Raw genomic sequence first — 25,006 nt, 5'->3', positions numbered from 1 at the left:
CCCTACCCCATAGCCCGTCCACTGTGAATGCCTGACGACGCTGCGTTCAACCATGGGGGATTTTGGTGATCCGCGCGTTCGACAGATCCTCATTGGACACATGCACCTCATCGAACCTATAGGCATTGGCCGCAAACTCATCCAGGCGCCCCTCGTTGCGCAGACGCTCAAGGGTACCGGGTGCAACGCACTGGCGGGCCTCGACGAACTGAGGGTTGGCGTCGATGTTTTCATTGAAGGACACGGCAGGAATGCCACGGCTGTCGATTTCGTACAAATGGTAGTCGCCGCTGAACTCTGTCTCGCCAAAATGCATGGCCGCGGCCTTGGAGCCAGAGGCCACCAGCACCTTGCCATCCATCATTTTTTCGGGCCCGGAAAAGAAGTTTGAGTCCCGAAAACCAACATCCAACGGGTCCCCCCGGCGCTCCACGCGCTCGGCCTTTTCGACGCGATACAACTTGGGCCGGTCGGTGCGCTCGATCATGCCCCGACTGTTGAAATACCCACCGGCAGGCAGGGTGACGCCGGCCTTGAAGGGGTTGGTCTTGATGACATTATCCTCATAGGGATCGTAATCCCCGGATGAAGTGGCATCCGAAGCCACGGAAGGTGGCGACTGCTCATCCTCCGACAGTTCCCCCTCCGAGTCGTCAAGCCTGGGTCTTTTGGGGCTGGGCTGTGGGGTCTCATACCTGGGCTGAACCTGCGGCCGCCGGGATCCCGACTGCAGGTAGATTTCCATGGAGGGATCCCACGCAGGATTCAGCTTGCCCCCCAGCGGCGCGGGTAACCGTGGCGGGCCGTCGGGGCTCATCAGCACGCCAATTTTGCCGTTCACTCGTCGATAATTGAAAAAAGGTCTGGCTCCCGCGCCGTTTGCAGCCTCGCCCTGGCCCGCTGGTGAGGCCGCCTCGACGGCGGGATCGGCAGTGAGGGGAACAGACTTGCCCAGCGCATGAAAAAACCCCATCGTCGCCACGTCCATCACCGCAGCATGCAAGCCACTCTCGCGCTCGGCCTGGGTATCGCCTTGCACAGCCGTGTCGATTTCCAGCCCCACCTGTGCTCCAAACAATGCGGTGCCAAGCGCCAGGCCAATCGGCCCGAGCAATGCCATCGGGATGGCAAAGACCGCATTGCCCGCTTGCAACAGGCCCAGGGCATCGTCCTTGTACACCTCGGCATTGGACTTCATTTCGGTATCGGCATCGTTGTTGATGCGCTCACGTGTCTGGCTGGCCATGAAGGAAAACACATCACCACCGACAGGGTAATTCAGGGTGTCGATATGGCTGTCGTTGGCCGCCAGGTCACGGGAACCTAGTTTTTTCAGGGTACTGTCCACACCGCTGGCACTCAGGGCCCCGAATACCCCCTGCTGGCGATCGCGCAAGGAAAAATGCGCCTCCAGCGCCGTGGCCTTCGCCGGGTCGTTGCTCTGCGCAAGTACCCACTGGTCCACTTCGGCACGGTCCTTGAACGCCAGCAAGGAGGGCTGGCCCCCGGGGATATACAAGGTTTCGCTGCCATCCTTCGCGACAAACCGCAGGATGTTGTTGGAGCGGTAGCCATTGATGTCGAAGCACAACACCCGGGTGTCCGACCCTGGCGCCGCCTCGGCCTGTAACTGTTCTTTTGACACCGGGCCTTCGAGCGGCACGTTGGGCGCAGCCGCCTGCATGACGCTGGCATACGCCTGCGGGCTCAAGCCCTGGCTGGGATCTTTCTGGTTCAGGCTCCGGGCGGCTCGGGCTTGCATCACAAACTGCTTTTTCGCCAGCGTGCGCCACTCGCTGCCGTGCTGGGTCCAGAAGTCATCCAGCTTGGCAATCACCTTCTTCTGCAAGTCGCCCTCGCGCACCAAATCCAACAACTCGCTGGGCTTCATGCGCAGTTGATTGTCCGCGTTGTAGCTGCCCTTTTGCGGGCCATCCAGATAGAGGCCGTAGACTGAATCCAGGTCCCGCCAGGCCTCCCGGGCATTGGGTACATCATCATGAATTTTCGAGTAAATGAAGCCAGGCCCGGTTCGATCAAGAACGAACCGGCCCAGACGGCTGAAAAAGTCCGTGACGCTTTCACTTTCAAACAGGGAGAACGGGCTTGTGTTCGAAGACAGGAAATGGGCTACCGCCTGGGCCTTCCCGGCAGCGCCATAGCGCTGCGCCGAGAAAAAATCGCTGGCGACGGCCTCGGTGAGGGTCATGGAGGATTCGGGAGCCCCGTTGTGCTCCCAGCCCGTCACCGCACTGGGATTGTGCGTGCTGTGCGCCGACGAAAATTTATGCAGGTAGACCTTGTCAGGGTCGATCCATTGGTTGGTCAGGTTCCAGACTTTTTCCTGGATCCAGCCTTTGATCGTATCGCGGGGGAAAGGAAAGGCTGCCAGCGCATTGGCGGTCGCCGCATGAATGCTGGCAGCAGGGCCACTGGCGTACAACGCGGCCGCAACGTTGGGCGGGTTACCGAAACGACTGACGCTATCATATTGATTTGGCATACAGGCTCTCCGTAAGAAGTCCTGCCCATCTTAGATAGCGCTTCCACCGTCACAACCTACCTTTTGTAAGCCCTCATTGACCACAATCCGACACACCTCACGGCCGATCACACCTGGGCAAAACCCCGCCGCAAATCCCCGCTACGCGCCAGGAAGCGCCCAGCCCGCTGACCATTCGCCTGCCCCTCGCAGTAGCTCAACACACCATTGACCCACACCCCATCAATCCCCTCGGCGGCACGTTGCGGGTCCTTGAAGTCCGCCACATCCCTTACCCGCAACGGGTCGAACAGCACCAGGTCAGCCCAATGCCCCTCGCGGATTTCGCCACGCCCGGCCAGGCCAAAGCGCGCGGCCGACAGGCCGGTCATTTTGTGTACGGCTGTGTGCAGCGGGAACAGTCCCAGGTCGCGGCTGAAATGTCCGAGCACCCGTGGAAATGCGCCCCACAAGCGCGGATGGGGGAACGGGTCTTCCGGCAATCCATCGGAGCCGACCATCGACAGTGGGTGGGCGAGGATGCGCTGCACATCGGCCTCATCCATGCCGTAATAGACCGCCCCCGCCGGTTGCAGGCGGCGGGCGGCGTCCAGCAGGGATACGCCCCATTCGGCCGCGATGTCCTGCAGATCGCGCCCGCCCACTTGCGGGTGCGGCGTCGACCAGGTGATGGTGATGCGAAATGCATCGGTGACTTGCTTGAGGTCCAGGGTCGAGGAACTGGCGGCATAGGGATAACAATCGCAACCCACCGGGTGGCTCTTCGCCGCCTGCTCCAGGGACGCCAGCAGCTGTGGACTACGCCCCCAGTTGCCGGCGCCGGCACATTTGAGGTGGGAAATGATCACCGGTGCCTTGGCGTGGCGGCCGATCAGAAACGCCTCGTCCATGGCCTCCAGCACCGGCTCGAACTCACTGCGCAGATGGGTGGTGTACACCGCGCCAAACGCCGTCAGCTCTTCACTCAGTTGCAGCACTTCGTCGGTGTCGGCGCTGAACGCGCTGGCGTAGGCCAGCCCTGTGGATAAGCCGAGGGCGCCCGCCGCCAGGCTTTCCTGCAGTTGCTCGCGCATCGCCGCGATTTCGGTGGCGGTGGCGGTGCGGTGCAGGTCGTCCATATGGTTGCTGCGCAAAGCGGTATGGCCAATCAATGCCGCGACGTTGAGGGCCGGGTGAGCGTTTTCCACCGCCGCGCGGTAATCGAGGAAACGCGGATAGGCGAACGCCTCGGCCTTGCCCAGCAGGTTCATCGGGTCCGGTGGGGCACCACGCAGGCTGACCGGCGCGGCGCTGATGCCGCAGTTGCCGACAATCACCGTGGTCACGCCCTGGCTGAGCTTGGGCAGCATCTGCGGCTGGCGGATCACCACGGTGTCGTCGTGGGTGTGCACGTCGATAAAACCCGGCGCCAGTACACGGCCATTGGCCTCGATCTCATGCTCGCCCCGGGCGGCCGACAAGTCGCCGATTTTCTCGATCCGCCCCTCGCGCAGCCCCACGTCGGCGAGATACCCCGGCGTGTTGCTGCCATCAATGATCAGCGCCTGGCGAATCAGCGTGTGGTACTTCATTTCAATCTCCAAGCGGCAGGCTGTCAGGGCCGCCGCGATAGTCGTCCAGGGCCAGCTTGATCCGGCGCAGGCGTTCCTGGTTGTCGTCCGGCATGGCCAGGGCCAGTTCGGTGGCGAGTAAATCGATGGCCAGCAACATGCCGTAGCGCGCCGCCGTGGGTTTGTAGATAAAACTGGTTTCCGCCGGTTGCAGCGGCAGCAGTACGTCAGCCAACTGCGCCAATGGCGAGCCGGCCAGGGTGATGGCGACGACCCGCGCGCCATAATTGCGGGCCAGTTCCACCACGCCCAGCAGCTCAGGCGTCAGGCCGGTGAGGGAGCAGACAATCAGTGCGTGCTCGGCGCTCAACGTGGCGGCCGTGACCCGCATCATCACCGGGTCGCGGCAGGCGGCAATCGGGTAGCCCAGGCGTACCAGGCGCACCTGCAACTCTTCACTGCACAGGCTCGACGGGCCGCCCATGCCAAACGCGTGGATCATCCGCGCCTTGCCCAGCAGGTTCACCGCATCGACAAACCCGGCCTGGTTGAAACCCGACAGGTGCTGGCGCAACGTCGCTTCGATATCACCGAGGATCTGGCGATGAAACGCCGACTGCTCGGGCAACCCCGCCGGGTCCAGAAAACGGCTGCCCACGCCACTGGCCTGGGCCAGTTGCAGGCGCAGGTCGCGCAAGTCGCGGCAACCGACGCTGCGGGCAAAGCGCGACAAGGTGGCGGTGCTGACCTCGGCCCGCTGGGACAGCTCTTCCAGGCTGGCGGATGCGGCAAAACCCACATCATTGAGCATCAGCCGGGCGATACGCCCTTCGCCAGCGCTGAAGGAATCCTGGCGGGCGCGGATCTGGTAGAGGATGTCCATGGGGTCTCCGGGTTACAGGATGAGGCTCATAAAACAAGAGACAGGCCGTAGGTCAGGCCGAAGGCGACCACTGAAATCAAAGTCTCCAGTACGGTCCAGGTCTTGAAGGTCTGGATCACCGTCATATTGAAGTATTCCTTGATCAGCCAGAAGCCGCCGTCGTTGACGTGGGAAAAGATCACCGAACCGGCACCGGTCGCCAGCACCAGCAATTCCGGGTGTGGGTAACCCAGGCCCAGGGCCACGGGGGCGACAACGCCCGACGCGGTGGTCATGGCCACGGTCGCCGAGCCGGTGGCAATGCGCATCAGCGCAGCGAACAACCAGCCCATCACCAGCGGCGACAGGTTGAAGGCATTGGCCATGCCGAGGATTTCATGGGTCACGCCGGCATCTACCAGGATCCGGTTCAAACCGCCGCCCGCGCCCACCAGCAGGGTGATGCTGGCGGTCGGCGCCAGGCATTCATTGGTGAACTTGAGGATCGACTCGCGGTTGAAGCCCTGGGCCAGGCCCAGGGTCCAAAAACTGACCAGGGTCGCTACCAGCAAGGCGATCACCGAGTTGCCGATAAACAACAGGAACTGGTTGAAGCCGCTGCCAGGCGTGGAGATCAGGTTGGCCCAACCGCCGATCATCATCAGCACCACCGGCAACAGGATGGTGCCCATGGTCAGGCCGAAACTGGGCAGGCGGGTGCGCGGCTCGCGCTCGATGAACTGGCGCTCCAGCGGGTTTTCGGCGGGCAAATGGATGCGCGGCACGATGAACTTGGCGTACACCGGGCCGGCGATGATCGCGGTGGGGATGCCGATCAAAATCGCATACAGCACGGTTTGCCCGACCGAGGCGTTATACGCCAGCACCGCCATCATCGCCGCCGGGTGCGGCGGCACCAGGGCATGCACCACCGACAGGCCGGCGACCATCGGCAGGCCGACCATCAGGATCGACACGCCCACGCGCCGGGCCACGGTAAAGGCAATCGGCACCAGTAGTACAAAACCGACCTCGAAAAACAGCGGCAGCCCCACCAGGAAGGCAATGCACACCATGGCCCAGTGGGCATTGCGCTCGCCGAAACGGTTGATCAGGGTGCGCGCCACCTGCTCGGCGCCGCCGGATTCGGCCATCATCTTGCCGAGCATCGTGCCCAGGGCCACCACCAGTGCGATATGCCCCAGGGTCTTGCCGACGCCCGCCTCGTAGGAACCCATGATCGTATCCGCCGGCATCCCGGCCAGCAGCGCCAGGCCGATGGATACCAGGGTGATGACGATAAACGGGTTGAGCCGGTAACGTGCAATCAGCACGATCAATGCAATGATGGCGATGGCAGCGTATGCCAACAGCCAGACGCCCGGTGATGCGGCCATGCGGTACTCCTCGGAAAGGGTCACGTCGAATTGGTTGTGAAACTCATAAATCATTACCGAGGAAGGTTTTCAAATTTTATGAAAGTAATTTTCGCCCACAGGTAAGCGCTGTCGCTTTGGGACATGCCCGCAGAGCCAGGATGAAAATCGGGGGATAGTTCTTACATGCAGCACAGAGCAGATACGGGAAACTAGACTGCTGGCCTAAACTGCAACCCAATAACCGCCAGGAAGCCCAAGATGAACCTGAGAACTTTCACCGCCAGCACGCTGTGGCTGGCCTTGTGCGGCGCCGCAGTGGCCGCCGACAGCAGCCCGGCCCTGCAAAAATGCCTGGACGCCGCCAACACCACGGCGGCGATGGTCAGTTGCAACGTCGAACAAACCAGGATTCAGGACCTGCGCCTGAACAACGCCTATAAAGCCGCGCTGGATGCCCAGGGCCAGCGCAAGCAACAACTGCAGGATGTGCAACGCCTGTGGATCAAATACCGCGATGCCAATTGCGCCTTCGTCGGCTCCGCGACCGGCGCCAGCATCGATCAGGTCAACGGCTCCGGCTGTGTGCTGGACATGACCCAGACCCGCGCCGAGGAACTGGAAAACCTCGTCGGCCCCTAACCCCCTCGCCTATCCCGCCAGGATCAGTCGTGCTGCACCCGCGCACGCTTGAGCAGTTTCTTGCAGCGCTCCGACAAGTGCAGCACCCGCAGGTGCTTGCCGGCCTTGGCGTAGCGCTCGCGCAAGGTCATCAACGCGGCGATGGCGGAGTAGTCGACAAAGCTCAGGTGCCGGCAGTCCAGCGTTACCTGGGCCGGATCGTTGGCCGGGTCGAACTGGTTCAAAAACGGTGTGGTCGAGGCAAAGAACAAGGTGCCGTGCAGGCGATAGAGCTTGCTGCCATCGGCCTCCAGATGTTCATCGGCATACAGCTCCCGCGCCTGTTGCCAGGCAAAGTTGAGCGCGGCAATCACAATCCCGCACAGCACCGCCGTGGCCAGGTCGGTGAACACCGTGATCACCGTCACCGCGATGATCACCAGCACATCATTGAGCGGCACCTTGTTGATCACCCGTAGCGACGCCCAGGCAAAGGTCTGCTGGGACACCACGAACATCACCCCCACCAGCGCCGCCAGGGGAATGCGCTCGATCAGCGGCGACAGGAACAAAATAAACAGCAGGATCATCACCCCGGCAAACACCCCGGAAAACCGCCCGCGCCCGCCCGAGCTGAGGTTGATCACCGTCTGCCCGATCATCGCGCAGCCGCCCATGCCGCCAAACACCCCGCTGACCATGTTCGCCGCGCCCAGGGCCACGCTTTCGCGGTCGGGGTAGCCACGGGTCTCGGTGATTTCGTCGGTGAGGTTGAGGGTCAGCAAGGTTTCCAGTAGCCCGACCATGGCCATCAAACACGCATAAGGCGCGATGATGCCCAGGGTTTGCAGGGTCCAGGGGATCTGCGGCAGGGCAAACGTCGGCAGGCCGCCGGCGATGTGGGCCATGTCGCCCAGCGTGCGAGTGGGCAAGCCCAGCAGATACACCGCAAGCCCCACGCCAAGAATCGCCACCAGCGCCGGCGGCACCGCGCGGGTCAGGCGGGGCAGCAGGTAGACGATGGCCATGGTCGCCGCCACCAACCCCGTCATCACGTACAACGGTGTACCGCTGAGCCAGGCCTCAGCGCTTTTGAAATGCTCCAGTTGCGCCAGGGCGATGATGATCGCCAGGCCGTTGACGAAACCGAGCATCACCGGGTACGGCACCATGCGCACCAACTTGCCCAGGCGCAGCAGGCCGAAGGCAATCATGATCAGGCCGCCGAGCACCACCGTCGCCAGCAGGTACTCCACCCCGTGTTGCACCACCAGCGCGACGATCACCACCGCCATCGACCCAGCCGCCCCCGAGACCATCCCCGGCCGGCCGCCGAACAACGCGGTCAAGGTGCAGATGATAAAGGCGCCATACAGGCCCATCAGCGGGTTGAGGTGGGCTACCAGGGCAAAGGCGATGCATTCGGGCAACAAGGCAAAAGACGTGGTGAGTCCGGCCAGGGCGTCGGCGCGCAGACGAGAGAGCTTCATGGGTTTACCGGGGGAGTTGCGGGGAATGAGGCGGCGATGGTACGCAAAACCACGAAACCGAACCAGTAGGAACCGGCTTGCCGGCGATGAGGCCAGTTGCATCACCCCGCAACCTTCAGGCCGCTATCGCCGGCAAGCCGGCTCCTACAACGGGCAGGTCAACAGGCGTAGCGCGCCAGTTTTTCCTGGATAAAGTCGAGGAAGCATTGGATACGCAGGGCCAGTTGCGAGTTGCGGTAGTACACCGCGTGGATCGGCTGGCGGTAACCGCTGTTGAACGGAGCCAGGACCGTCTGCAAGCGGCCGGCGTTGATGTCTTCGATGGTCATGAAGTGCGACAGGCAGGCGATCCCCTGCCCCTCCAACGCCAGTTGGCGCAGGGTTTCACCGCTGGACGCGGCAATGCCCGGCTCGATCTGCCAGCGGTCGCCCTGCACATGGCGCAGCGGCCAGTGGTTGAGGGTTTCGGTCTGGGTAAAGCCCAGCAACGTATGGTTGGCCAGGTCGGCCACGGTCGCTGGCGTGCCGTGTTGTGCCAGATAGGCCGGGCTGGCAAGGATATGCAGCGGGCTGCAGCCCAGGGAGCGGGCGTGCAGGGTCGAATCCGCCAGGGCGCCGATGCGGATGGCGATATCGGTGCTCTGCTCCAGCAGGTCGATGATCAGGTCGTTGCTGTTGAGCTCCAGCTGGATATCCGGGTACAGGCGGCGGAACTCGGCGACGTACGGCACGATGGCGTGCAGCATGAACGGCGACGCCGCATTGATCCGCAAGCGCCCGGACGGGGTTTTCTGGCGCGACGACAGGCGCTCTTCCAACGCTTGCATCTGTTCCAGGATCAGCTTGGCCTGCTCGAAGAAGTACTTGCCCTCTTCGGTCAGGTCCATGCGCCGCGTGGTGCGGTTGATCAAGGTGGTGTCGAGCTTGGCTTCGAGCCGCGACAGGGTGCGGCTGACCGCCGAGGGCGTCTGCCCGACTTGTTCGGCGGCGGCGGAAATCGAACCGCATTCAATCACGCAGACGAAGATCTGTAGCTCATCGGATCGGGCTTTCAACGTGCATCCTCGTGAATACGGCTGCGTGGATACTAGCCGTATTACGGCGCCAGGTTAAACACCTGGGCCAGATGCTGCTCGTAGCGCAGCACATCAGCCTCGATGGAGGGGCGTTTCATCACGTCCACACAGAGGAACGTCGGCAGGCCGCTCATGCCGAGGAACTGGTTGGCCTTGTGGAACGGGAAGTACACCGCGTCCACGCCCTTGGCCTCGAAGAAGTCGCTCGGGTCGTCGAATGCGGCCTGCGGCGCGTTCCAGGTCAGCGACAACATGTACTGCTTGCCTTGGATCAGGCCGCCGCTGCCGTATTTTTGCGACGCATCGGAACGGGTGCGGCCATCGCTGGCGTACAGGCTGCCGTGACCTTCGGTGAAAACTTCGTCGATGTACTTCTTGACGATCCACGGGGCGCCCATCCACCAGCCGGGCATCTGGTAGATGATCACGTCGGCCCAGAGGAACTTGGCGACTTCTTCGGCCACGTCGTAGCCGGCGTCGATATGAGTGACTTTCACGTCGATACCACCCCGGTCCAGCACCGCCAGGGCGGCGTCATGCAGGGTGTTGTTGTAGCGACCATCGGAGTGGGCGAATTTCTTGCCACCGTTGAGCAACAGAACTTTTTTCATGGGGGTTCACCTGAAGGTTGAAAATGTATGAGCGCAGGCTACGGGCAACTCCTCGGGGGAGTAAGCCACGGATCGACAAAACACTTTTGACCTTCAGGCACGAGTGCTCAATTGATTGTTGCGTCAGCCGCCTATCAGTAGGTGCCCGCCCAGGGCTGCCATGCCTATAAAGAACACGCGCTTGAACAGCACAGCGCTGATGCGCTGGCGCAGCTTTTGCCCCAGCCACATGCCCAGCAGCGCCGGCACCAGCGCCAGCAACGAAGCATTCAGTTCGCCGGCCCCGAGGTTGCCGCGCCAGAACAGCCCGCCTGCCAGGGCCAGGGTCGACACGCTGAAGGACAGGCCCAGCGCCTGCACCAGTTGGTCACGGCTCAAGCCCAGTGCTTGCAGGTAGGGCACGGCCGGGATCACGAAGACGCCGGTGGCCGAGGTGATGATCCCCGTCAGCAGCCCGCACAGCGGGCCCAGCCAGCGCTCGGTGCGGGCGGGCACACGGAACGTCGGCAGCAACAGCCCGCACAGCGCATACACCAGCAACGCCCCGCCCAAGGCCCGCACCACCCAGGGGCCACCGTCCATGCCCAGCCACAGCGAACCGAGCCCGGTTCCCAAGAAAACCAGCAGCAGCATGGGCCACAGGCGTTTGCTCAATGCGCCCAGGTGCCCCCCGAAGCTCAGCTGCCAGAGGTTGGTAATCGTCGAAGGGATGATCAACAAAGCCGCAGCCTGCGCCGGCAACATAGCCAGGCCAAGCAGGCCCATGGCGACGGTGGGCAGGCCCAGGCCGATCACGCCCTTGACGGCACCGGCCAGCAGGAAGGTGCCGATCACCAGCAGAGTCAGGGCTGAACCCAGGTTTTGGTAGAACGCGAGGAAGGTAGTCATGGGGGGAGTTTGCGGGTTTGCCTTGGGGTTGGAAATTCGCCATATACTGAGGCAGCCTCTTGTTTTGCGTGAGGCTCAGACCGCTATCGCAGGCAAGCCAGCTCCCACATTCTGAATGTGTTCACCCTTCCAAATGTGGGAGCTGGCTTGCCTGCGATAAGGCCCGTCCAGGCACCCGAGAACCCCAGCCATGCACTTTGACCTGACCGACCTGCGCCTCTACCTGCACATCCTCGACACCGGCAACATCACCGCCGGCGCCGCCCGCAGCCACTTGTCCCTGGCCGCCGCCAGTGCGCGCATCCGCGCAATGGAGGCCTCACTGGGCGTCGAGTTCCTGCAGCGCGGCCGCCGTGGCGTGACCCCGACTGCCGCCGGTAACGCCCTGGCCCGGCACGCGCGCCTGCTGTTGCAACAGGCCGAACGCCTGCAACAGGAGCTGGCGGAATACGCCAACGGCGTCAAAGGCCAGGTGCGCCTGCTGTGCAACACCACCGCCCTCAGCGAATACCTGCCGGAGTTGCTGGCGGATTTTCTCTGCGCCCACCCCAACCTCGATATCGACCTGCAAGAGCTGCCCAGCCTGCGCATCACCCACGCCCTGCGCCAGGGCGCGGCGGACCTGGGGATTATTTCCGATGCGGTGGACACCCATGGCTTGCAGACCCGGCCGTTTCGCGATGACCCGTTGGTGTTGATCCTGCCGACGGGTCACGCGCTGACGGCCGGCGCGCTGAGTTTTATCGACAGCCTGCCCTACGACTACGTGGGCCTGGCCGCCGACAGCGCGCTGGCGGTGTACCTGGAGGAACAGGCCCTGCACGCAGGCTTTCGCTTGCAGACCCGGGTGCGGGCCGATGGTTTTGATGGGGTGATGCGCATGGTCGCCCGTGGCGCGGGCCTGGGAATTGTGCCGCTGGCCGCGTTGCAGCGCTGGCCCCGCGCGCGGCCATTCCAGGCCCAGCCCCTGACGGAGGACTGGGCCTGTCGCAAACTGCTGTTGTGCGCGCGCTCGTTCGAGCAGTTACCGGGTTACGCCAGGGCCTTGCTCGATGCCTTGTCCGTGCCTTTGCGGAAAAACACGTAATACACCGCCGAGAGAATCAACAGGAACGGCACGCCAAACACCAGGGTCATCTTGAACGCTTCGGTGAAGAACGTGGTGATCATCACCGCGCCCATCAGCACCAGCCCCAGCAGCGTGCTGTAGGGAAACAGCCGCAGTTGGAACGACAACTTCGGCCCGCCGTGGCGCTTGCGATAGCGGCGGAAGAACAGGTGCGTGAGGAAGATCATGAACCAGGTGAAGATCGCGCCAAACATCGAGATGGCCATCATCAAGGTGAAGGAGCTTTCCGGGTACACCACGTTGAGCAGGGTCGCCAGGGCGATGCCCGAACTGGACAGCAACAGGGCATTGAGCGGGATCCCGTTCTTGCTCAAGGCGCCCATGGATTTTGGCGCGAAGCCGGCGCGGGACAGGCTGAACATCATGCGCGTGGTGATGTAGAGCTGGCTGTTCATGGCCGATAGCGCGGCAATCAGGATCACGAAGTTCATCACCCCGGTGGCGCCGGGAATGCCAATGGTCTGCATCACCGTGACAAACGGGCTCTGGCTCTGCCCGGACTGGTTCCAGGGCACGATGGCCAGCATCAGCGCCAGGGTCAGCAGGTAGAACACCACCAGCCGCACAATCGTCGCGCGGAAGGCTTTTTTCACCGCCTGCTCAGGGTCGGCCGCTTCGCCCGCCGCCACCGCGATCATTTCCACGCTCAGGTAGCTGAAGATCGACACGATCACCGCGATCCACATGCCACTCAGGCCATTGGGGAAAAACCCGCCATGGGCCGTGTAGTTCTGCACCCCGTAATCCGGGTTGCCGGAGCCGAACACCACATACACCGCGAGGATGATGAAGCCGACAATCGCGCTGATCTTGATCGTCGAGAACCAGTATTCGAAGTTGCCGAAGGTCTTGACGCTGATGGCGTTGAGCACGATCAGCACACTGGAGAACGAGACGATCCACACCCATTCCGGCACGTTGGCGAACCAGTACTTCATGTACATCGCCACCGCCGTGACCTCGGCGCCCACCGCCAGCACAATCGCCGCCCAGTAGGCATAGCGCACCAAAAAACCGGCCAGGGGGCTGATGTAGAACTCGGCGTAGGCGCCAAAAGAGCCCGAGGTGGAATGGGCCACCGTCATTTCCGCCAGGCAGCCCATCAACAACAAGGTGATCAACGCGCCGATGGCGTAGCTGACCAGCACGCTGGGCCCGGCATAGCCGATGGCGTAGGCACTGCCCATGAACAGCCCGGTACCGATGGCGCCACCGATGGCGATCATGCTCATCTGCCCGGAAGTGAGCTGGCGCCGCAGGCCCAGTTCGCGGTTGGTGATTGCTGCAAAGCCGTTGTCTGGCGTGGTCACGTGCGTGCCCCTTTTATTATTGTGATTGTTACTGCTGGCCAAGCACCTGTGGGAGCTGGCTGTGGGAGCTGGCTTGCCTGCGATGCAGACACCTCGGTAGTCAGTCGGACCGAGGCGATTTCATCGCTGGCAAGCCAGCTCCTACAAGGGTTTTGTGGTGTTTTCAGGTGACGCTGTGGCGCACCTTGAATTGTGGCTGGTCCCAGGTTTTTTCATCGAGGATTTCGCCAAGGATTTCTACCGCATCCCACACCTCGGTAAAGCTGGTGTACAGCGGGGTAAAACCAAAGCGCATGATCTTCGGCTCACGGTAGTCACCGATCACCCCACGGGCGATCAGGGCCTGGACGATGGCGTAGCCTTCAGGGTGTTCAAAGCTCACATGACTGCCGCGCCTGGCGTGCTCGAGCGGGGTGATCAACGTCAGGTCATGGGCCGCGCAGCGGCTTTGCACCAATTCGATAAACAGGTCGGTCAGCGCCAGGGATTTGCGGCGCAGGCTGGCCATGTCGGTCTGGGCGAAGATATCCAGGCCGCACTCGACCATCGCCAGCGAGGTGATCGGCTGGGTGCCGCACAGGTAGCGGGTGATGCCTTTGCCGGCCACGTAGTTGGACTCCATGGCGAACTGGCGGCTATGGCCGAACCAGCCCGACAACGGCTGCGTCACCAACTCGACCAGCGCCGGGTTGACCCAGACAAACGCCTGGGAACCCGGGCCGCCGTTGAGGTATTTGTAGGTGCAACCAATGGCGTAGTCGGCGCCGGCCTGGTGCAGGTCAATCGGCACCGCGCCCGCCGAGTGCGCCAGGTCCCAGATCGCCAGCGCGCCGCACTCGTGGCTCAGGGCGGTCAGCGCCTGCATGTCGTGCATGTAGCCGGTCTTGTAGTTGACGTGGGTGATCATCACCACGGCGGTGTCCTGGTCGATGGCCGCCGGCAGTTCGTCCGGGCTGTTCACCAGGCGCAGGCTGTAGCCCTGCTGCAGCAGTGCCGCCAGGCCTTCGGCGATGTACAGGTCAGTGGGGAAGTTGCTTGCTTCGCTGACAATCACCTTGCGCTGCGGCTGGCGTTGGCGCTGCACGCTCAGGGCGGCGCTGAGCACCTTGAACAGGTTGATTGAAGTGGTATCGGTAATCACCACTTCGGCCTCGCCCGCGCCGATCAGCGGCGCCAGGCGGTTGCCCAGGCGCTGGGACAGGTCGGCCCAGCCGGCACTGTTCCAGCTGCGGATCAAACCATTGCCCCACTCCTCGGCAATCACAGCTTGTGCCCGCGCAAGCGCCGCCACCGGGCGTGCGCCGAGTGAGTTGCCATCGAGGTAGATCACCCCTTCCGGCAGCGCAAATTGGTGGCGCAGTGGCGCCAGCGGGTCTTGGGCGTCGAGGGTCTGGCAATGATTTCGGCTGGTCATGAAAAGTCCTGTTTTTATAGGTGACGATGGACCAAATAATGAACGAAGATTTGCAGAATTTTCGTGCAAAGTGCGCTACAACTGGCTTAATAAGCTGTAGGAAATTCGAATTTAACCTCCAAATACGCGGATTAATTCTAAGCATGATTCTCGACGCCACCGACCTGCGCCTCCTGCATTTCCTGCAACAGGATGGCCGTATCAGCAACCAGGAACTGGCGGAGAAAGTCGCCCTGTCGCCGTCCGCCTGCCTGCGCCGCTTGCGCCTGCTGGAAAGTGAGGGGGTGATCAGCGGTTATCGCGCGGTGCTCAATGCCGAGCAGCTGGGGATCGAGTTGGAAGCCATCGTCCACCTGTCGTTACGCCAGGATGTGGAGGACTGGCACGAGACGTTTATCAAGAAGGTCCAAGGCTGGCCGGAAGTGGCCAGTGCCTATGTGATCACCGGCGCCAGTAACTATGTGCTGCGGGTGCAGGCGCGCAACCTCAAGCACTTCTCGGACTTTATCGTGAACCACCTGAACCGCACGGCGGGGGTGATGGATATCCGCTCGGAGATCGTGTTGCAGAAGATCAAGGACCGGGATGAGGTGCTGGACCTGGTTGTACGCAAATAACCAACACACCGCTGATCACCTGTGGGAGCTAGCTTTTGTGGGAGCCGGGCTTGCCCGCGATACAGACACCTCGGTTTATCTGCAATACCGAGGCGACACCATCGCAGGCAAGCCAGCTCCCACAAAAGCCTGCTCCCACATTGTTTACTGCATTCAGTCTTCGAGGGCGCGTACGCGTTGCATGCGTGTTTGCTCTACGGGCGCGGCCGCCGGCTGCAACTCGAAGTCGAAATCAATCTGCGCAAACTTGCCCTCCACGCCAAACTCCCGCGCCAGCTGCGGGTCTTCGCTGAAGCGAATTTCGGCAATCAGCTCATCCCGGGTCGCGTAGGCAAAGTCATCATGCAGATACGGATCATCCGACAGGTTGATCTGCGTGGTCAGGTGCCGATGCCCCGGTGCCGAGATGAAGAAGTGGATATGCGCCGGCCGCTGGCCGTGGCGCCCCAGTTGATCGAGCAACTGCTGGGTCGGGCCGGTCGGTGGGCAGCCGTAGCCAGACGGCACGATGCTGCGGAAACGATAATTGCCCTGGGCATCGGTCTCGATCCGGCGACGCAGGTTGAATTCCGATTGCGATGGGTCGAACCAGGAGTAAGTACCGCCGGTGTTGGCCTGCCACACATCCACAATCGCCCCGGCCAACGGCTTGCCGTTGATATCGCGCACTTGCCCGCGCATAAACAGCGGCACGGCCGCATCCAGGCCATCGTCCAGCCGCGCTTCGTATTTGGACAGCGGCGCACCCGCCACGTACAGCGGCCCTTCGATGGTGCGCGGGGTGCCGCCGGATTTGCCGGCTTGCTCGTCGGCGGCGTCCATCAACAGGTCCAGGTAATGCTCCAGGCCCAGGCCCGCGGCCAGCAGCCCGGCTTCCTGGTTCTTGCCCAGTTCGTTGAGGTAGTTGACCGCCTTCCAGAACTCTTGCGGGGTCACTTCCAGGTCTTCGATGATATTTACCGTATCGCGCAGGATCCGGTAGATCAGCGCCTTGGCCCGTGGGTTGCCGGCGTCATTGAGGTTGCCGCTGGCTTCTTCGAGGAAGCGTTGGGCGTGGGCAGTCTGGGACAGTCGAATGGACATGGTGCAATCCTCATCTTGTAATTATTAGGTGGCTAGACAGACTCAGCGATCATCCTCATGGATCGACGACGGATGCCGGCACAGGGCATTCACTTCGATGGCCATGTAGGGATAGAGCGGCAGTTGCATCAGCAGGTCATGCAGTTCCTGCACGCTGTCGACATCGAACACGCTGTAGTTGGCATACAGCCCGGCGATGCGCCACAGGTGGCGCCATTTGCCCTGCGCTTGCAGGCGTTGGGCCAGGGCTTTTTCGTCGGCCTTGAGGGCCGCCGCACGCTCGGGGTTCATGTCCACGGGCAGGTTTACGGTCATTTTTACGTGAAACAACATCGCAGGCGTCCTCTTAATGTTTGTCGCGACGGAAGAACGCCAGGCGTTCCTCATCGATGGCCAGGCCCAGGCCCGGGGCGGTCGAGACATGCAGGTGGAAATCGCGATACACCAACGGCTCGCTGAGGATGTCCTCGGTCAGCAGCAGTGGTCCGAACAGCTCGGTGTCCCACGCCAGTTTATTGAGGGTGAGAAACGCGTGGGCCGAGGCCAGGGTGCCAATACCGCCTTCAAGCATGGTGCCGCCATACAGGCCGATACCCGCCGCCTCGGCAATCGCCGCCGTGCGCAGTACGGCGCGCGGGCCGCCGTTTTTCGCGATCTTCAGGGCGAACACCGAGGCCGCGCCTTCGCGGGCCAGGTTGAAGGCATCTTCGACACATTCAATGGACTCGTCAGCCATGATCGGCGCCGGGCTCGAGAGGTTGAGCCGGGCCATGCCGCCACGGTTATTGCGCGAGATGGGCTGTTCGATCAGGTCGATACCGTTATCGCCCAGCACCTTGCAGGCGCGCAGGGCCACGGCTTCGTCCCAGGCCTGGTTGACGTCGACGCGCACGCTGGCACGCTCGCCCAGGGCTTTTTTGATCGCGACCACATGGGCCAGGTCCTGGCTGACTTCACCGGCGCCGATCTTCAACTTGAAGATGCGGTGGCGGCGCAGGTCGAGCATTTTTTCGGCTTCGTCGATGTCTTTTTGCGTATTGCCGCTGGCCAACGTCCAGGCCACCGGCAGGGCATCGCGCACGCGACCGCCGAGCAGTTCGCTGACCGGCAGGCTCAGGCGCTTGCCGAGGGCATCGAGCAAGGCGCTTTCGATGCCGGACTTGGCAAAGGTGTTACCACGGATGCTGCGCTCCAGGCGCAACATGGCGGCGTTGATGTTGCTGGCATCCTGGCCGATCAACAGCGGCGCGAAGTGTTGGTCGATATTGACCTTGATGCTGTCGGGGCTTTCGTTGCCGTAGCTCAGGCCACCGATGGTGGTGGACTCGCCGATCCCTTCGATGCCGTCGGCGCACCGCACGCGGATAATCACCAGGGTCTGGTTTTGCATGGTGTGCATCGCCAGCTTGTGCGGGCGGATGGTGGGGAGATCGACGATGATGGTCTCGATCGACTCGATGGCGCAAATCGGCATGGCAATACCCGTTGGGTTCTTTATAGGTCTTGCCCGATTCTGTCGCCCATTGTTGCTGGCTTCCAATATAGAATTGGTCTCGAACAATACCCTCAAGGTATGAGAGGAACCCGTATGGAACTGCGCCACCTGCGTTACTTCCAGGTGCTGGGGGAAACCCTGAACTTCACCCGCGCCGCCGAACGCCTGCACATCGCCCAGCCGCCGTTGAGTCGGCAGATCCAGCAATTGGAAGACGAACTGGGCGTGGTCCTGCTGGAGCGTGGCCGCCCGCTGCGGCTGACCGAAGCCGGGCGGTACTTCTATGAGCACGCCAATGTGCTGCTGGAGCAATTGGCCAAGACCTGCGACAACACCCGGCGCATCGGCCTGGGGCAGAAGACCTGGCTGGGCATCGGTTTTGCCCCCTCGACCCTGTACGGCGTGTTGCCGGAGCTGATTCGCCGCCTGCGCAGCCATGACGCGCTGGAACTGGAGCTGGGGCTGTCGGAGATGACCACCCTGCAACAGGTCGAAGCGCTCAAGGCCGGGCGTATCGACGTGGGCTTCGGGCGGATTCGCATTGATGACCCGGCCATCGTCCAGCGCGTGTTAGTCGAGGATCGGCTGGTGGCGGTGTTGCCGGCCGGGCATGCGCTGCTGGGCGCACCGGTGACCCTCGCGCAACTGGCCGCCGAGCCGTTGGTGCTCTACCCCGGCAACCCACGCCCCAGCTACGCCGACCATGTGATCGCACTGTTCGACACCCACGGCCTGGCGATCAAGGTCGCGCAATGGACCAACGAGTTGCAGACCGCCATTGGCCTGGTCGGGGCGGGCATGGGGGTGACGCTGGTGCCGGCGTCGGTGCAGATGCTGCACCGGGCGGATATCGGCTATACGCCGATTGTCGAGGTTACAGCGACCTCGCCGATCATTCTCAGCCGGCGGATCAATGATCAGTCGCCGGGGCTGGGTCATTGCCTGCAATTGGTGGAAGAGCTGATCTGAAACAGCACAGCCACCACTAATACCCTGTGGGAGCTGGCTTGCCTGCGATAGCGGTGGGGCAGTCAGTACATGCAGTGGCTGACCCACCGCTATCGCAGGCAAGCCAGCTCCTACATTTTGATCCGCTGTGTGTTCAGGCACCGCGCATGCGTCGGGCGTCGTTACGCTGCAGCGTCTGGCTGGGGGATTCGTCGAACAGCTTGCGGTACTCCGCCGAGAATCTTCCCAGGTGGGTAAAGCCCCAGCCCAGGGCGATTTCGGAGATGGTGCGGGTGGCGCCATGCTCGAGAATTTCCTGGCGCACCGCGCTCAGGCGGTACTTCTTCAAGTAGGCCATGGGTGACAGCGCGAAGTATTTGCGAAACGCATCGAACAGCTTGAACCGCGACACCCCGGTGGCCGCCTCCAGGTCTTCCAGGTGCAGCGCCTCGCGGGCGTTGTCGTGGATGTATTGGCGAGCGCGGACCAGGTAGTGAGGCAGCTTGACCCCCAGCACGTCGCGCAGCTCTTCGGAGTAGTTGTTCGGCTGGGCCAGGATCAGGCCCTTGATCAGCGAGCTTTCCAGGTCGCGGGTAAACGCGGCCTGGTCGTATAGCTCGCTGCTGTGCTCCAGCTCAGCGATAAAGTGCCGCGCCATGCGCCACCACGCCGCCGGTGCACCCTGCACCGCATCCATCACCGACTCAAAGCGCAGCGGCGCATCAATCGGGCGCTGCAACAGGCCCTCCAGGGTTTCGCTCATCGCCGCGCGGGTGATCACCACTTGCAGCTTGCGGCAGTCGCCGGAGATCGCCAGCACCTGGTGTTCATTGGGCGAGATGATCACCCCCTGGTCGCGGTTGGAGCTCAGGCGCTGGCCACCCTTGCTCAACTCCTGCTCGCCCACCAGCGGCAGGCTCAGGCTGTAGCTGCGAAAGTGCTCGGCGTCTTCGATATCGATGGTCACGTCAGTGCCGTACTCGATCACCCCAAGCGTGGTGGCGCGGGACTTGAACACATTGGCACTGTGGTGGAAGCGCAGGCGCTCCGGGGTGGCGGTTTCCAGCCGATGGGGCCCGCAGATGCCGGACATCCAGCTGCGGGCGCCTTCAAGGTCGAAACGTTCAATACGGATATCGCGTGTATGGCTACTCATCAGGTTGCACTCACGGCGGTTGTGGCCAGCGCGCTCTGACGGCGCGTCCGGTGGATCAAGGCAAGTTCTGCGCCACGTCGTGCACTTGTCCACTGGGTGGATAGCGAGCGTCGACTATGTGGATAAGAAGCCGGCTTTTGCGACAATTGCCTGGCCAGACAGTAGCGCATTCCCCGGCGCCGTTGCACCTGAGTGGGTACTTGCTCCCCAACTATGCGGCCCATCTTCCCCCATTAAGCGGATAGCTGGCCGCCCCCCTGCCCGCCTCTAATGAACCACCGATTAGCTACCCAATAAAAGGTGCCTCCCATGAGTGGTGCAAGAAGCGTCGAGCAGTGGAAAACGTTTATCGAAAGCTGCCTGGATTTTCGTCCGGCCGAGGGTGTGTTCCGCATCGCCCGGGACATGTTCACCGAGCCCGAGCTGTTCGACCTGGAGATGGAACTGATCTTCGAAAAGAACTGGATCTACGCCTGCCACGAAAGCGAACTGGCCAACAACCACGACTTCGTAACCATGCGCGCCGGGCGCCAGCCGATGATCATCACCCGCGACGGCGAAGGCCAGCTCAACGCCCTGATCAACGCCTGCCAGCACCGCGGCACCACCCTGACCCGTGTCGGCAAGGGCAACCAGTCGACCTTCACCTGCCCGTTCCACGCCTGGTGCTACAAGAGCGACGGGCGCCTGGTGAAGGTCAAGGCGCCGGGGGAATACCCGGAGGGTTTCGACAAGGCCACCCGCGGCCTGAAGAAAGCGCGCATCGAGAGCTACAAGGGCTTTGTGTTTATCAGCCTCGACGTGACTGGCACCGACAGCCTGCAAGACTTCCTCGGCGATTCCAAAGTGTTCTTCGACATGATGGTCGCGCAGTCCGCCACCGGCGAACTGGAAGTGCTGCCCGGCAAGTCCGCCTACACCTACGACGGCAACTGGAAGCTGCAGAACGAAAACGGCCTGGACGGCTACCACGTCAGCACCGTGCACTATAACTACGTGGCCACGGTGCAGCATCGCCAGCAGGTCAATACGGAAAACGGCAGCGCCTCCGGCAGCACCCTGGACTACAGCAAACTCGGCGCCGGCGATGCCAATACCGATGACGGCTGGTTTGCCTTCAACAACGGCCACAGCGTGTTGTTCAGCGACATGCCCAACCCCAGCGTGCGCTCCGGCTACGCCACCATCATGCCGCGCCTGGTGGCAGAACACGGCCAGCAAAAGGCCGAGTGGATGATGCACCGCCTGCGCAACCTCAATGTGTACCCGAGCCTGTTCTTTCTCGACCAGATCAGCTCGCAACTGCGCATCATCCGCCCGGTGGCGTGGAACAAGACCGAGATCATCAGCCAGTGCCTGGGGGTCAAGCACGAGTCCGACGCCGACCGCGAAAACCGCATCCGCCAGTTTGAAGACTTCTTCAACGTGTCCGGCATGGGCACCCCGGATGACCTGGTGGAATTTCGCGAAGCCCAGCGCGGCTTCCAGGGCCGCCTGGAACGCTGGAGCGATATCTCCCGGGGCAGCCATCGCTGGGAAACCGGGCCGACGCCCAACAGCGAAGCCATCGGCATCCAACCGGCCATGACCGGTACCGAATTCACCCACGAAGGGCTGTACGTCAACCAGCACCGCAACTGGCAGACCTTCCTGCTGGACGGTCTGGACGCACAATCGTTGAAACTGCACGAGGTGAAATGATGAGCGCGCAATTGCAGTATCAGATCGAGCAGTTTTTCTACCGCAAATCCGAGCTGTGCGACGCCCAGGACTGGGACGCCTACGTGCAGTTGTTCGACCCGCAGAGTGAGTTCCACCTGCCGCAGTGGGACTCGGAGCACGTCTACACCCGCGATCCCAAGCGCGAGATGTCGCTGATCTACTACGCCAACCGTTCGGGCCTGGAAGACCGGGTGTTCCGCCTGCGCACCGGCAAGGCCGCGTCCGCCACGCCGATGCCGCGCACCTTGCATCTGATCAATAACGTGCGGATCGCCGAGCAGGCTGATGGCTGCCTGCAGGTGCGGTTGAACTGGCACACGCTGTTTTATCGACTGGCGATGTCGGAGCAGTTCTATGGCCACGCCACCTACACCCTCAAGCCCCACGGCGACAGCTGGCTGATCACGCGCAAGCATGCGCTGCTGCTCAATGACACGATCAACTCGGTGCTGGATTTCTACCACCTCTGACGTTGACGCCCTCCCTGCAACTGTAGGAGCGAGCTTGCTCGCGAAAAAACCAAGGGCTGCGCGTGCATTCGGGATGCCCGCGCCATCGTTAACGTTTTTCGCGAGCAAGCTCGCTCCTACAGGTATTACCCAATCCATGGAGAACGGTGGATGAATCACAAAGTGGCCTTCAGTTTTGCCGATGGCAAGACCTTGTTCTTTGCGGTGGGCAGCAACGAAATCCTGCTGGATGCAGCATTGCGCAGTGGCATCAAGATCCCCCTCGATTGCCGCGAAGGCGTGTGCGGCACCTGCCAGGGGCGTTGCGAGTCCGGCGACTACAGCCAGGACTATGTGGATGACGAGGCCTTGTCCAGCCTCGACCTGCAACAGCGCAAGATGCTCAGTTGCCAGACCCGAGTCCAATCGGATGCGGCGTTTTACTTCGATTTCGATTCGAGCCTGTGCAATGCGCCAGGGCCGGTGCAGGTCAGCGCCAGGGTCTGCGAGGTGCAACAGGTGTCGGCCAGCACCGCGATTCTGGCGGTGCAACTGGAGCAGGCCCTGGACTTTCTGCCGGGGCAATATGCGCGCCTGTCGATCCCCGGCACCGAGCACCAGCGCTCCTACTCCTTCGCCAACCGCCCGGGCAACCGCTTGCAGTTTTTGATCCGCTTGCTGCCGGACGGGGTGATGAGCAATTACATACGCGAGCGCTGCCAGGTCGGCGATGAAATCACCCTGGAGGCACCGCTGGGTGCGTTTTATCTGCGGCACGTCACCCAGCCACTGGTGCTGGTGGCCGGCGGCACCGGGTTGTCGGCGCTCTTGGGGATGCTCGATGAATTAGCCGAGCGCGGCTGCGAGCAACCGGTGCACCTGTATTACGGGGTGCGCGGAGCCGAGGATTTGTGCGAGGCAGAGCGCATCAAGGCGTATGCCCAAACCTTGCGCGGTTTTCGCTACACCGAAGTGCTCAGCGACCCATCGCCGCAGTGGCCTGGCAAGCGCGGCTATTTGACCGAGCATTTCGACCTGGCCGAATTGCGGGATAGATCGGCCGATATGTACGTCTGCGGCCCCCCTCCAATGGTCGAATCGATCAAGAAGTGGCTGCAAGAACAGGCACTTGATGGCGTTCAGCTGTATTACGAAAAGTTTACCGAGAGTAATATCTGACCCCTCAGCAGTGAGGGGCGGGTCTGGCGTGCAGGATCAACCCTGAAAAAAACAAGTAGAAGGGAATGTTAATGGCGGATGACATGGTTAACCCGGTGGGCCTCAAGCGTGGCCTGAAAAACCGGCATATTCAGCTGATTGCCCTGGGCGGGGCGATTGGTACGGGCTTGTTCCTCGGTTCGGCCGGGGTGCTGAAGTCGGCGGGGCCGTCGATGATCCTGGGCTATGCGATAGCCGGGTTTATCGCGTTCCTGATCATGCGCCAGCTGGGCGAGATGATCGTCGAGGAACCGGTCGCCGGCTCCTTCAGCCACTTCGCCCACAAGTACTGGGGCGGCTATGCAGGCTTCCTCGCCGGCTGGAACTACTGGGTGCTGTATGTGCTGGTGGGCATGGCCGAATTAACGGCGGTGGGCAAGTACATCCAGTTCTGGTGGCCGGAAATACCGACCTGGGTCAGCGCGGTGGTGTTCTTTATCGCCGTGAACCTGATCAACACCCTGAACGTGAAGTTCTTCGGTGAGACCGAGTTCTGGTTCGCGATCATCAAGGTAGTGGCGATCATCGGCATGATCGTGCTCGGCTGCTACCTGCTGTTCAGCGGTACCGGCGGCCCGCAGGCCTCGATCAGCAACCTGTGGGACCACGGCGGTTTCTTCCCCAACGGCGGCATGGGCCTGCTGATGGCGATGGCGTTCATCATGTTCTCGTTCGGCGGCCTGGAGCTGGTGGGTATTACGGCTGCCGAAGCCAGCGAGCCGCGCAAGGTGATCCCCAAGGCGATCAACCAGGTGGTGTACCGGATCCTGATTTTCTACGTCGGCGCCCTGACCGTGCTGCTGTCGTTGTACCCATGGGATCAACTGCTGCAAACCCTCGGCGCGTCCGGCGATGCCTACAGTGCCAGCCCGTTCGTGCAGATCTTCTCGTTGATCGGTAACGACACCGCCGCGCACATCCTCAACTTCGTGGTGCTGACCGCCGCACTGTCGGTGTACAACAGCGGCGTGTACTGCAACAGCCGCATGCTGTTCGGCCTGGCCGAGCAAGGCGACGCGCCCAAGGCGCTGATGAAGCTCAACAAGCAAGGCGTACCGTTACGCGCCCTGGGCATTTCGGCCCTGGTGACGTTGCTGTGCGTGGTGATCAACTACGTGGCACCCAAGGATGCACTGGTGCTGTTGTTTGCCCTGGTGGTTGCTTCGCTGATGATCAACTGGGCGCTGATCAGCCTGACGCACATCAAGTTCCGCAAGGCCATGGGCGAGCAAGGCGTGGTGCCGTCGTTCAAGACCTTCTGGTTCCCGTTCAGCAACTACCTGTGCCTGGCGTTCATGCTGGTGATCGTTGGCGTGATGCTGGCCATCCCGGACATGCGCCCCTCGGTGTATGCGATGCCGGTGTGGGTGGGGATTCTCTTTGCGGCGTACTGGCTGCGTTCGAAGAAGGCCAAGGCCGTCGCCGTCGCACAATAACCTGTGTAGGAGCTGGCTTGTGTGGGAGCTGGCTTGCCTGCGATGGCATCGA

22 protein-coding genes are annotated in these 25,006 nt (G+C 62.2%); 8 read left to right on the top strand and 14 right to left on the bottom strand.

Annotation, left to right across the window (positions count from 1 at the left end; translation table 11 throughout):
* Positions 1 to 46: 46 nt before the first annotated feature.
* From ACO77H_RS03440 to ACO77H_RS03425, 4 genes are all read right to left on the bottom strand, one after another.
* On the bottom strand, positions 47 to 2,503 hold the full coding sequence (locus ACO77H_RS03440) for a dermonecrotic toxin domain-containing protein (protein ID WP_432755013.1): 2,457 nt from the start codon (positions 2,501 to 2,503) through the stop codon (positions 47 to 49).
* Between the two features lie 107 nt (positions 2,504 to 2,610).
* Positions 2,611 to 4,074: an N-acyl-D-amino-acid deacylase family protein gene (locus tag ACO77H_RS03435; RefSeq protein ID WP_432755012.1), complete on the bottom strand. Its 1,464-nt coding sequence runs from the start codon at positions 4,072 to 4,074 to the stop codon at positions 2,611 to 2,613.
* A gap of 1 nt (position 4,075) precedes the next feature.
* Positions 4,076 to 4,936 (bottom strand): MurR/RpiR family transcriptional regulator, encoded by an 861-nt coding sequence (locus tag ACO77H_RS03430; protein WP_432755011.1) that lies wholly within the window; start codon positions 4,934 to 4,936, stop codon positions 4,076 to 4,078.
* 26 nt (positions 4,937 to 4,962) lie between these two features.
* Complete coding sequence (locus ACO77H_RS03425; protein WP_169955122.1) at positions 4,963 to 6,366, bottom strand: gluconate:H+ symporter; 1,404 nt, start codon at positions 6,364 to 6,366, stop codon at positions 4,963 to 4,965.
* A 186-nt stretch (positions 6,367 to 6,552) separates the two neighbouring features.
* Here ACO77H_RS03425 and ACO77H_RS03420 point away from each other — a divergent pair, with 186 nt between their 5' ends.
* On the top strand, positions 6,553 to 6,933 hold the full coding sequence (locus ACO77H_RS03420; RefSeq protein ID WP_432755010.1) for a lysozyme inhibitor LprI family protein: 381 nt from the start codon (positions 6,553 to 6,555) through the stop codon (positions 6,931 to 6,933).
* Between the two features lie 23 nt (positions 6,934 to 6,956).
* Here ACO77H_RS03420 and ACO77H_RS03415 read toward each other — a convergent pair whose 3' ends face one another.
* The 4 genes from ACO77H_RS03415 to ACO77H_RS03400 form a co-directional block, all read right to left on the bottom strand.
* Complete coding sequence (locus ACO77H_RS03415; protein WP_432755009.1) at positions 6,957 to 8,402, bottom strand: SulP family inorganic anion transporter; 1,446 nt, start codon at positions 8,400 to 8,402, stop codon at positions 6,957 to 6,959.
* A gap of 158 nt (positions 8,403 to 8,560) precedes the next feature.
* Positions 8,561 to 9,457, bottom strand: coding sequence for a LysR family transcriptional regulator (locus ACO77H_RS03410; protein ID WP_169955125.1), 897 nt, complete (start codon positions 9,455 to 9,457; stop codon positions 8,561 to 8,563).
* 41 nt (positions 9,458 to 9,498) lie between these two features.
* Complete coding sequence (locus tag ACO77H_RS03405) at positions 9,499 to 10,089, bottom strand: NAD(P)H-dependent oxidoreductase (protein ID WP_169955126.1); 591 nt, start codon at positions 10,087 to 10,089, stop codon at positions 9,499 to 9,501.
* A 123-nt stretch (positions 10,090 to 10,212) separates the two neighbouring features.
* Positions 10,213 to 10,977, bottom strand: coding sequence for a sulfite exporter TauE/SafE family protein (locus ACO77H_RS03400; RefSeq protein ID WP_169955127.1), 765 nt, complete (start codon positions 10,975 to 10,977; stop codon positions 10,213 to 10,215).
* A 190-nt stretch (positions 10,978 to 11,167) separates the two neighbouring features.
* On the opposite strand from ACO77H_RS03400, the gene ACO77H_RS03395 reads away from it, so the two are divergent.
* On the top strand, positions 11,168 to 12,064 hold the full coding sequence (locus tag ACO77H_RS03395) for a LysR substrate-binding domain-containing protein (protein WP_169955128.1): 897 nt from the start codon (positions 11,168 to 11,170) through the stop codon (positions 12,062 to 12,064).
* On the opposite strand, the gene ACO77H_RS03390 is transcribed toward ACO77H_RS03395, so the two are convergent.
* Together ACO77H_RS03390 and kynU are read right to left on the bottom strand one after the other, a co-directional pair.
* Positions 12,010 to 13,416, bottom strand: a complete 1,407-nt coding sequence (locus tag ACO77H_RS03390) for an amino acid permease (protein WP_169955129.1) — start codon at positions 13,414 to 13,416, stop codon at positions 12,010 to 12,012. The genes ACO77H_RS03395 and ACO77H_RS03390 overlap by 55 nt on opposite strands.
* A 163-nt stretch (positions 13,417 to 13,579) precedes the next feature.
* Positions 13,580 to 14,830 carry a kynureninase gene (gene kynU / locus ACO77H_RS03385; RefSeq protein WP_169955130.1) on the bottom strand — a complete coding sequence of 417 codons (1,251 nt, stop codon included), beginning with the start codon at positions 14,828 to 14,830 and terminating at the stop codon, positions 13,580 to 13,582.
* Positions 14,831 to 14,973: 143 nt separating this feature from the next.
* On the opposite strand from kynU, the gene ACO77H_RS03380 reads away from it, so the two are divergent.
* Positions 14,974 to 15,447, top strand: a complete 474-nt coding sequence (locus ACO77H_RS03380) for an Lrp/AsnC family transcriptional regulator (RefSeq protein WP_017531067.1) — start codon at positions 14,974 to 14,976, stop codon at positions 15,445 to 15,447.
* A 153-nt stretch (positions 15,448 to 15,600) separates the two neighbouring features.
* On the opposite strand, the gene catA is transcribed toward ACO77H_RS03380, so the two are convergent.
* Genes catA through ACO77H_RS03365 form a run of 3 tightly spaced genes read right to left on the bottom strand, consistent with a single transcriptional unit; the run spans position 15,601 to position 18,004 of the window.
* Positions 15,601 to 16,530: a catechol 1,2-dioxygenase gene (gene catA / locus ACO77H_RS03375; protein ID WP_169955131.1), complete on the bottom strand. Its 930-nt coding sequence runs from the start codon at positions 16,528 to 16,530 to the stop codon at positions 15,601 to 15,603.
* A gap of 42 nt (positions 16,531 to 16,572) precedes the next feature.
* A complete protein-coding gene (gene catC / locus ACO77H_RS03370) occupies positions 16,573 to 16,863 on the bottom strand; it encodes a muconolactone Delta-isomerase (RefSeq protein WP_029299901.1) in 291 nt (96 codons plus the stop codon).
* 13 nt (positions 16,864 to 16,876) lie between these two features.
* Positions 16,877 to 18,004: a muconate cycloisomerase family protein gene (locus tag ACO77H_RS03365; RefSeq protein WP_170043669.1), complete on the bottom strand. Its 1,128-nt coding sequence runs from the start codon at positions 18,002 to 18,004 to the stop codon at positions 16,877 to 16,879.
* Positions 18,005 to 18,118: 114 nt separating this feature from the next.
* Here ACO77H_RS03365 and ACO77H_RS03360 point away from each other — a divergent pair, with 114 nt between their 5' ends.
* On the top strand, positions 18,119 to 18,994 hold the full coding sequence (locus ACO77H_RS03360) for a LysR family transcriptional regulator (RefSeq protein WP_169955133.1): 876 nt from the start codon (positions 18,119 to 18,121) through the stop codon (positions 18,992 to 18,994).
* A 133-nt stretch (positions 18,995 to 19,127) separates the two neighbouring features.
* On the opposite strand, the gene ACO77H_RS03355 is transcribed toward ACO77H_RS03360, so the two are convergent.
* On the bottom strand, positions 19,128 to 20,129 hold the full coding sequence (locus ACO77H_RS03355; RefSeq protein WP_169955134.1) for an AraC family transcriptional regulator: 1,002 nt from the start codon (positions 20,127 to 20,129) through the stop codon (positions 19,128 to 19,130).
* Positions 20,130 to 20,438: 309 nt separating this feature from the next.
* Here ACO77H_RS03355 and antA point away from each other — a divergent pair, with 309 nt between their 5' ends.
* From antA to ACO77H_RS03335, 4 genes are all read left to right on the top strand, one after another.
* On the top strand, positions 20,439 to 21,830 hold the full coding sequence (gene antA / locus ACO77H_RS03350; RefSeq protein WP_432755008.1) for an anthranilate 1,2-dioxygenase large subunit: 1,392 nt from the start codon (positions 20,439 to 20,441) through the stop codon (positions 21,828 to 21,830).
* A complete protein-coding gene (gene antB / locus ACO77H_RS03345; RefSeq protein ID WP_169955136.1) occupies positions 21,830 to 22,321 on the top strand; it encodes an anthranilate 1,2-dioxygenase small subunit in 492 nt (163 codons plus the stop codon). Before antA ends, antB begins: the two co-directional genes overlap by 1 nt.
* Positions 22,322 to 22,471: 150 nt before the next feature.
* Positions 22,472 to 23,479, top strand: coding sequence for an anthranilate 1,2-dioxygenase electron transfer component AntC (gene antC / locus ACO77H_RS03340; RefSeq protein WP_099169834.1), 1,008 nt, complete (start codon positions 22,472 to 22,474; stop codon positions 23,477 to 23,479).
* A 71-nt stretch (positions 23,480 to 23,550) separates the two neighbouring features.
* Positions 23,551 to 24,954, top strand: coding sequence for an amino acid permease (locus tag ACO77H_RS03335; RefSeq protein ID WP_169955137.1), 1,404 nt, complete (start codon positions 23,551 to 23,553; stop codon positions 24,952 to 24,954).
* Positions 24,955 to 25,006 lie beyond the last annotated feature (52 nt).

The sequence above is a fragment of the Pseudomonas sp. WMBT8 genome (genome assembly GCF_050916005.1).
GTDB lineage: Bacteria > Pseudomonadota > Gammaproteobacteria > Pseudomonadales > Pseudomonadaceae > Aquipseudomonas.
This window is presented reverse-complemented; position numbering and strand designations above follow the sequence as displayed.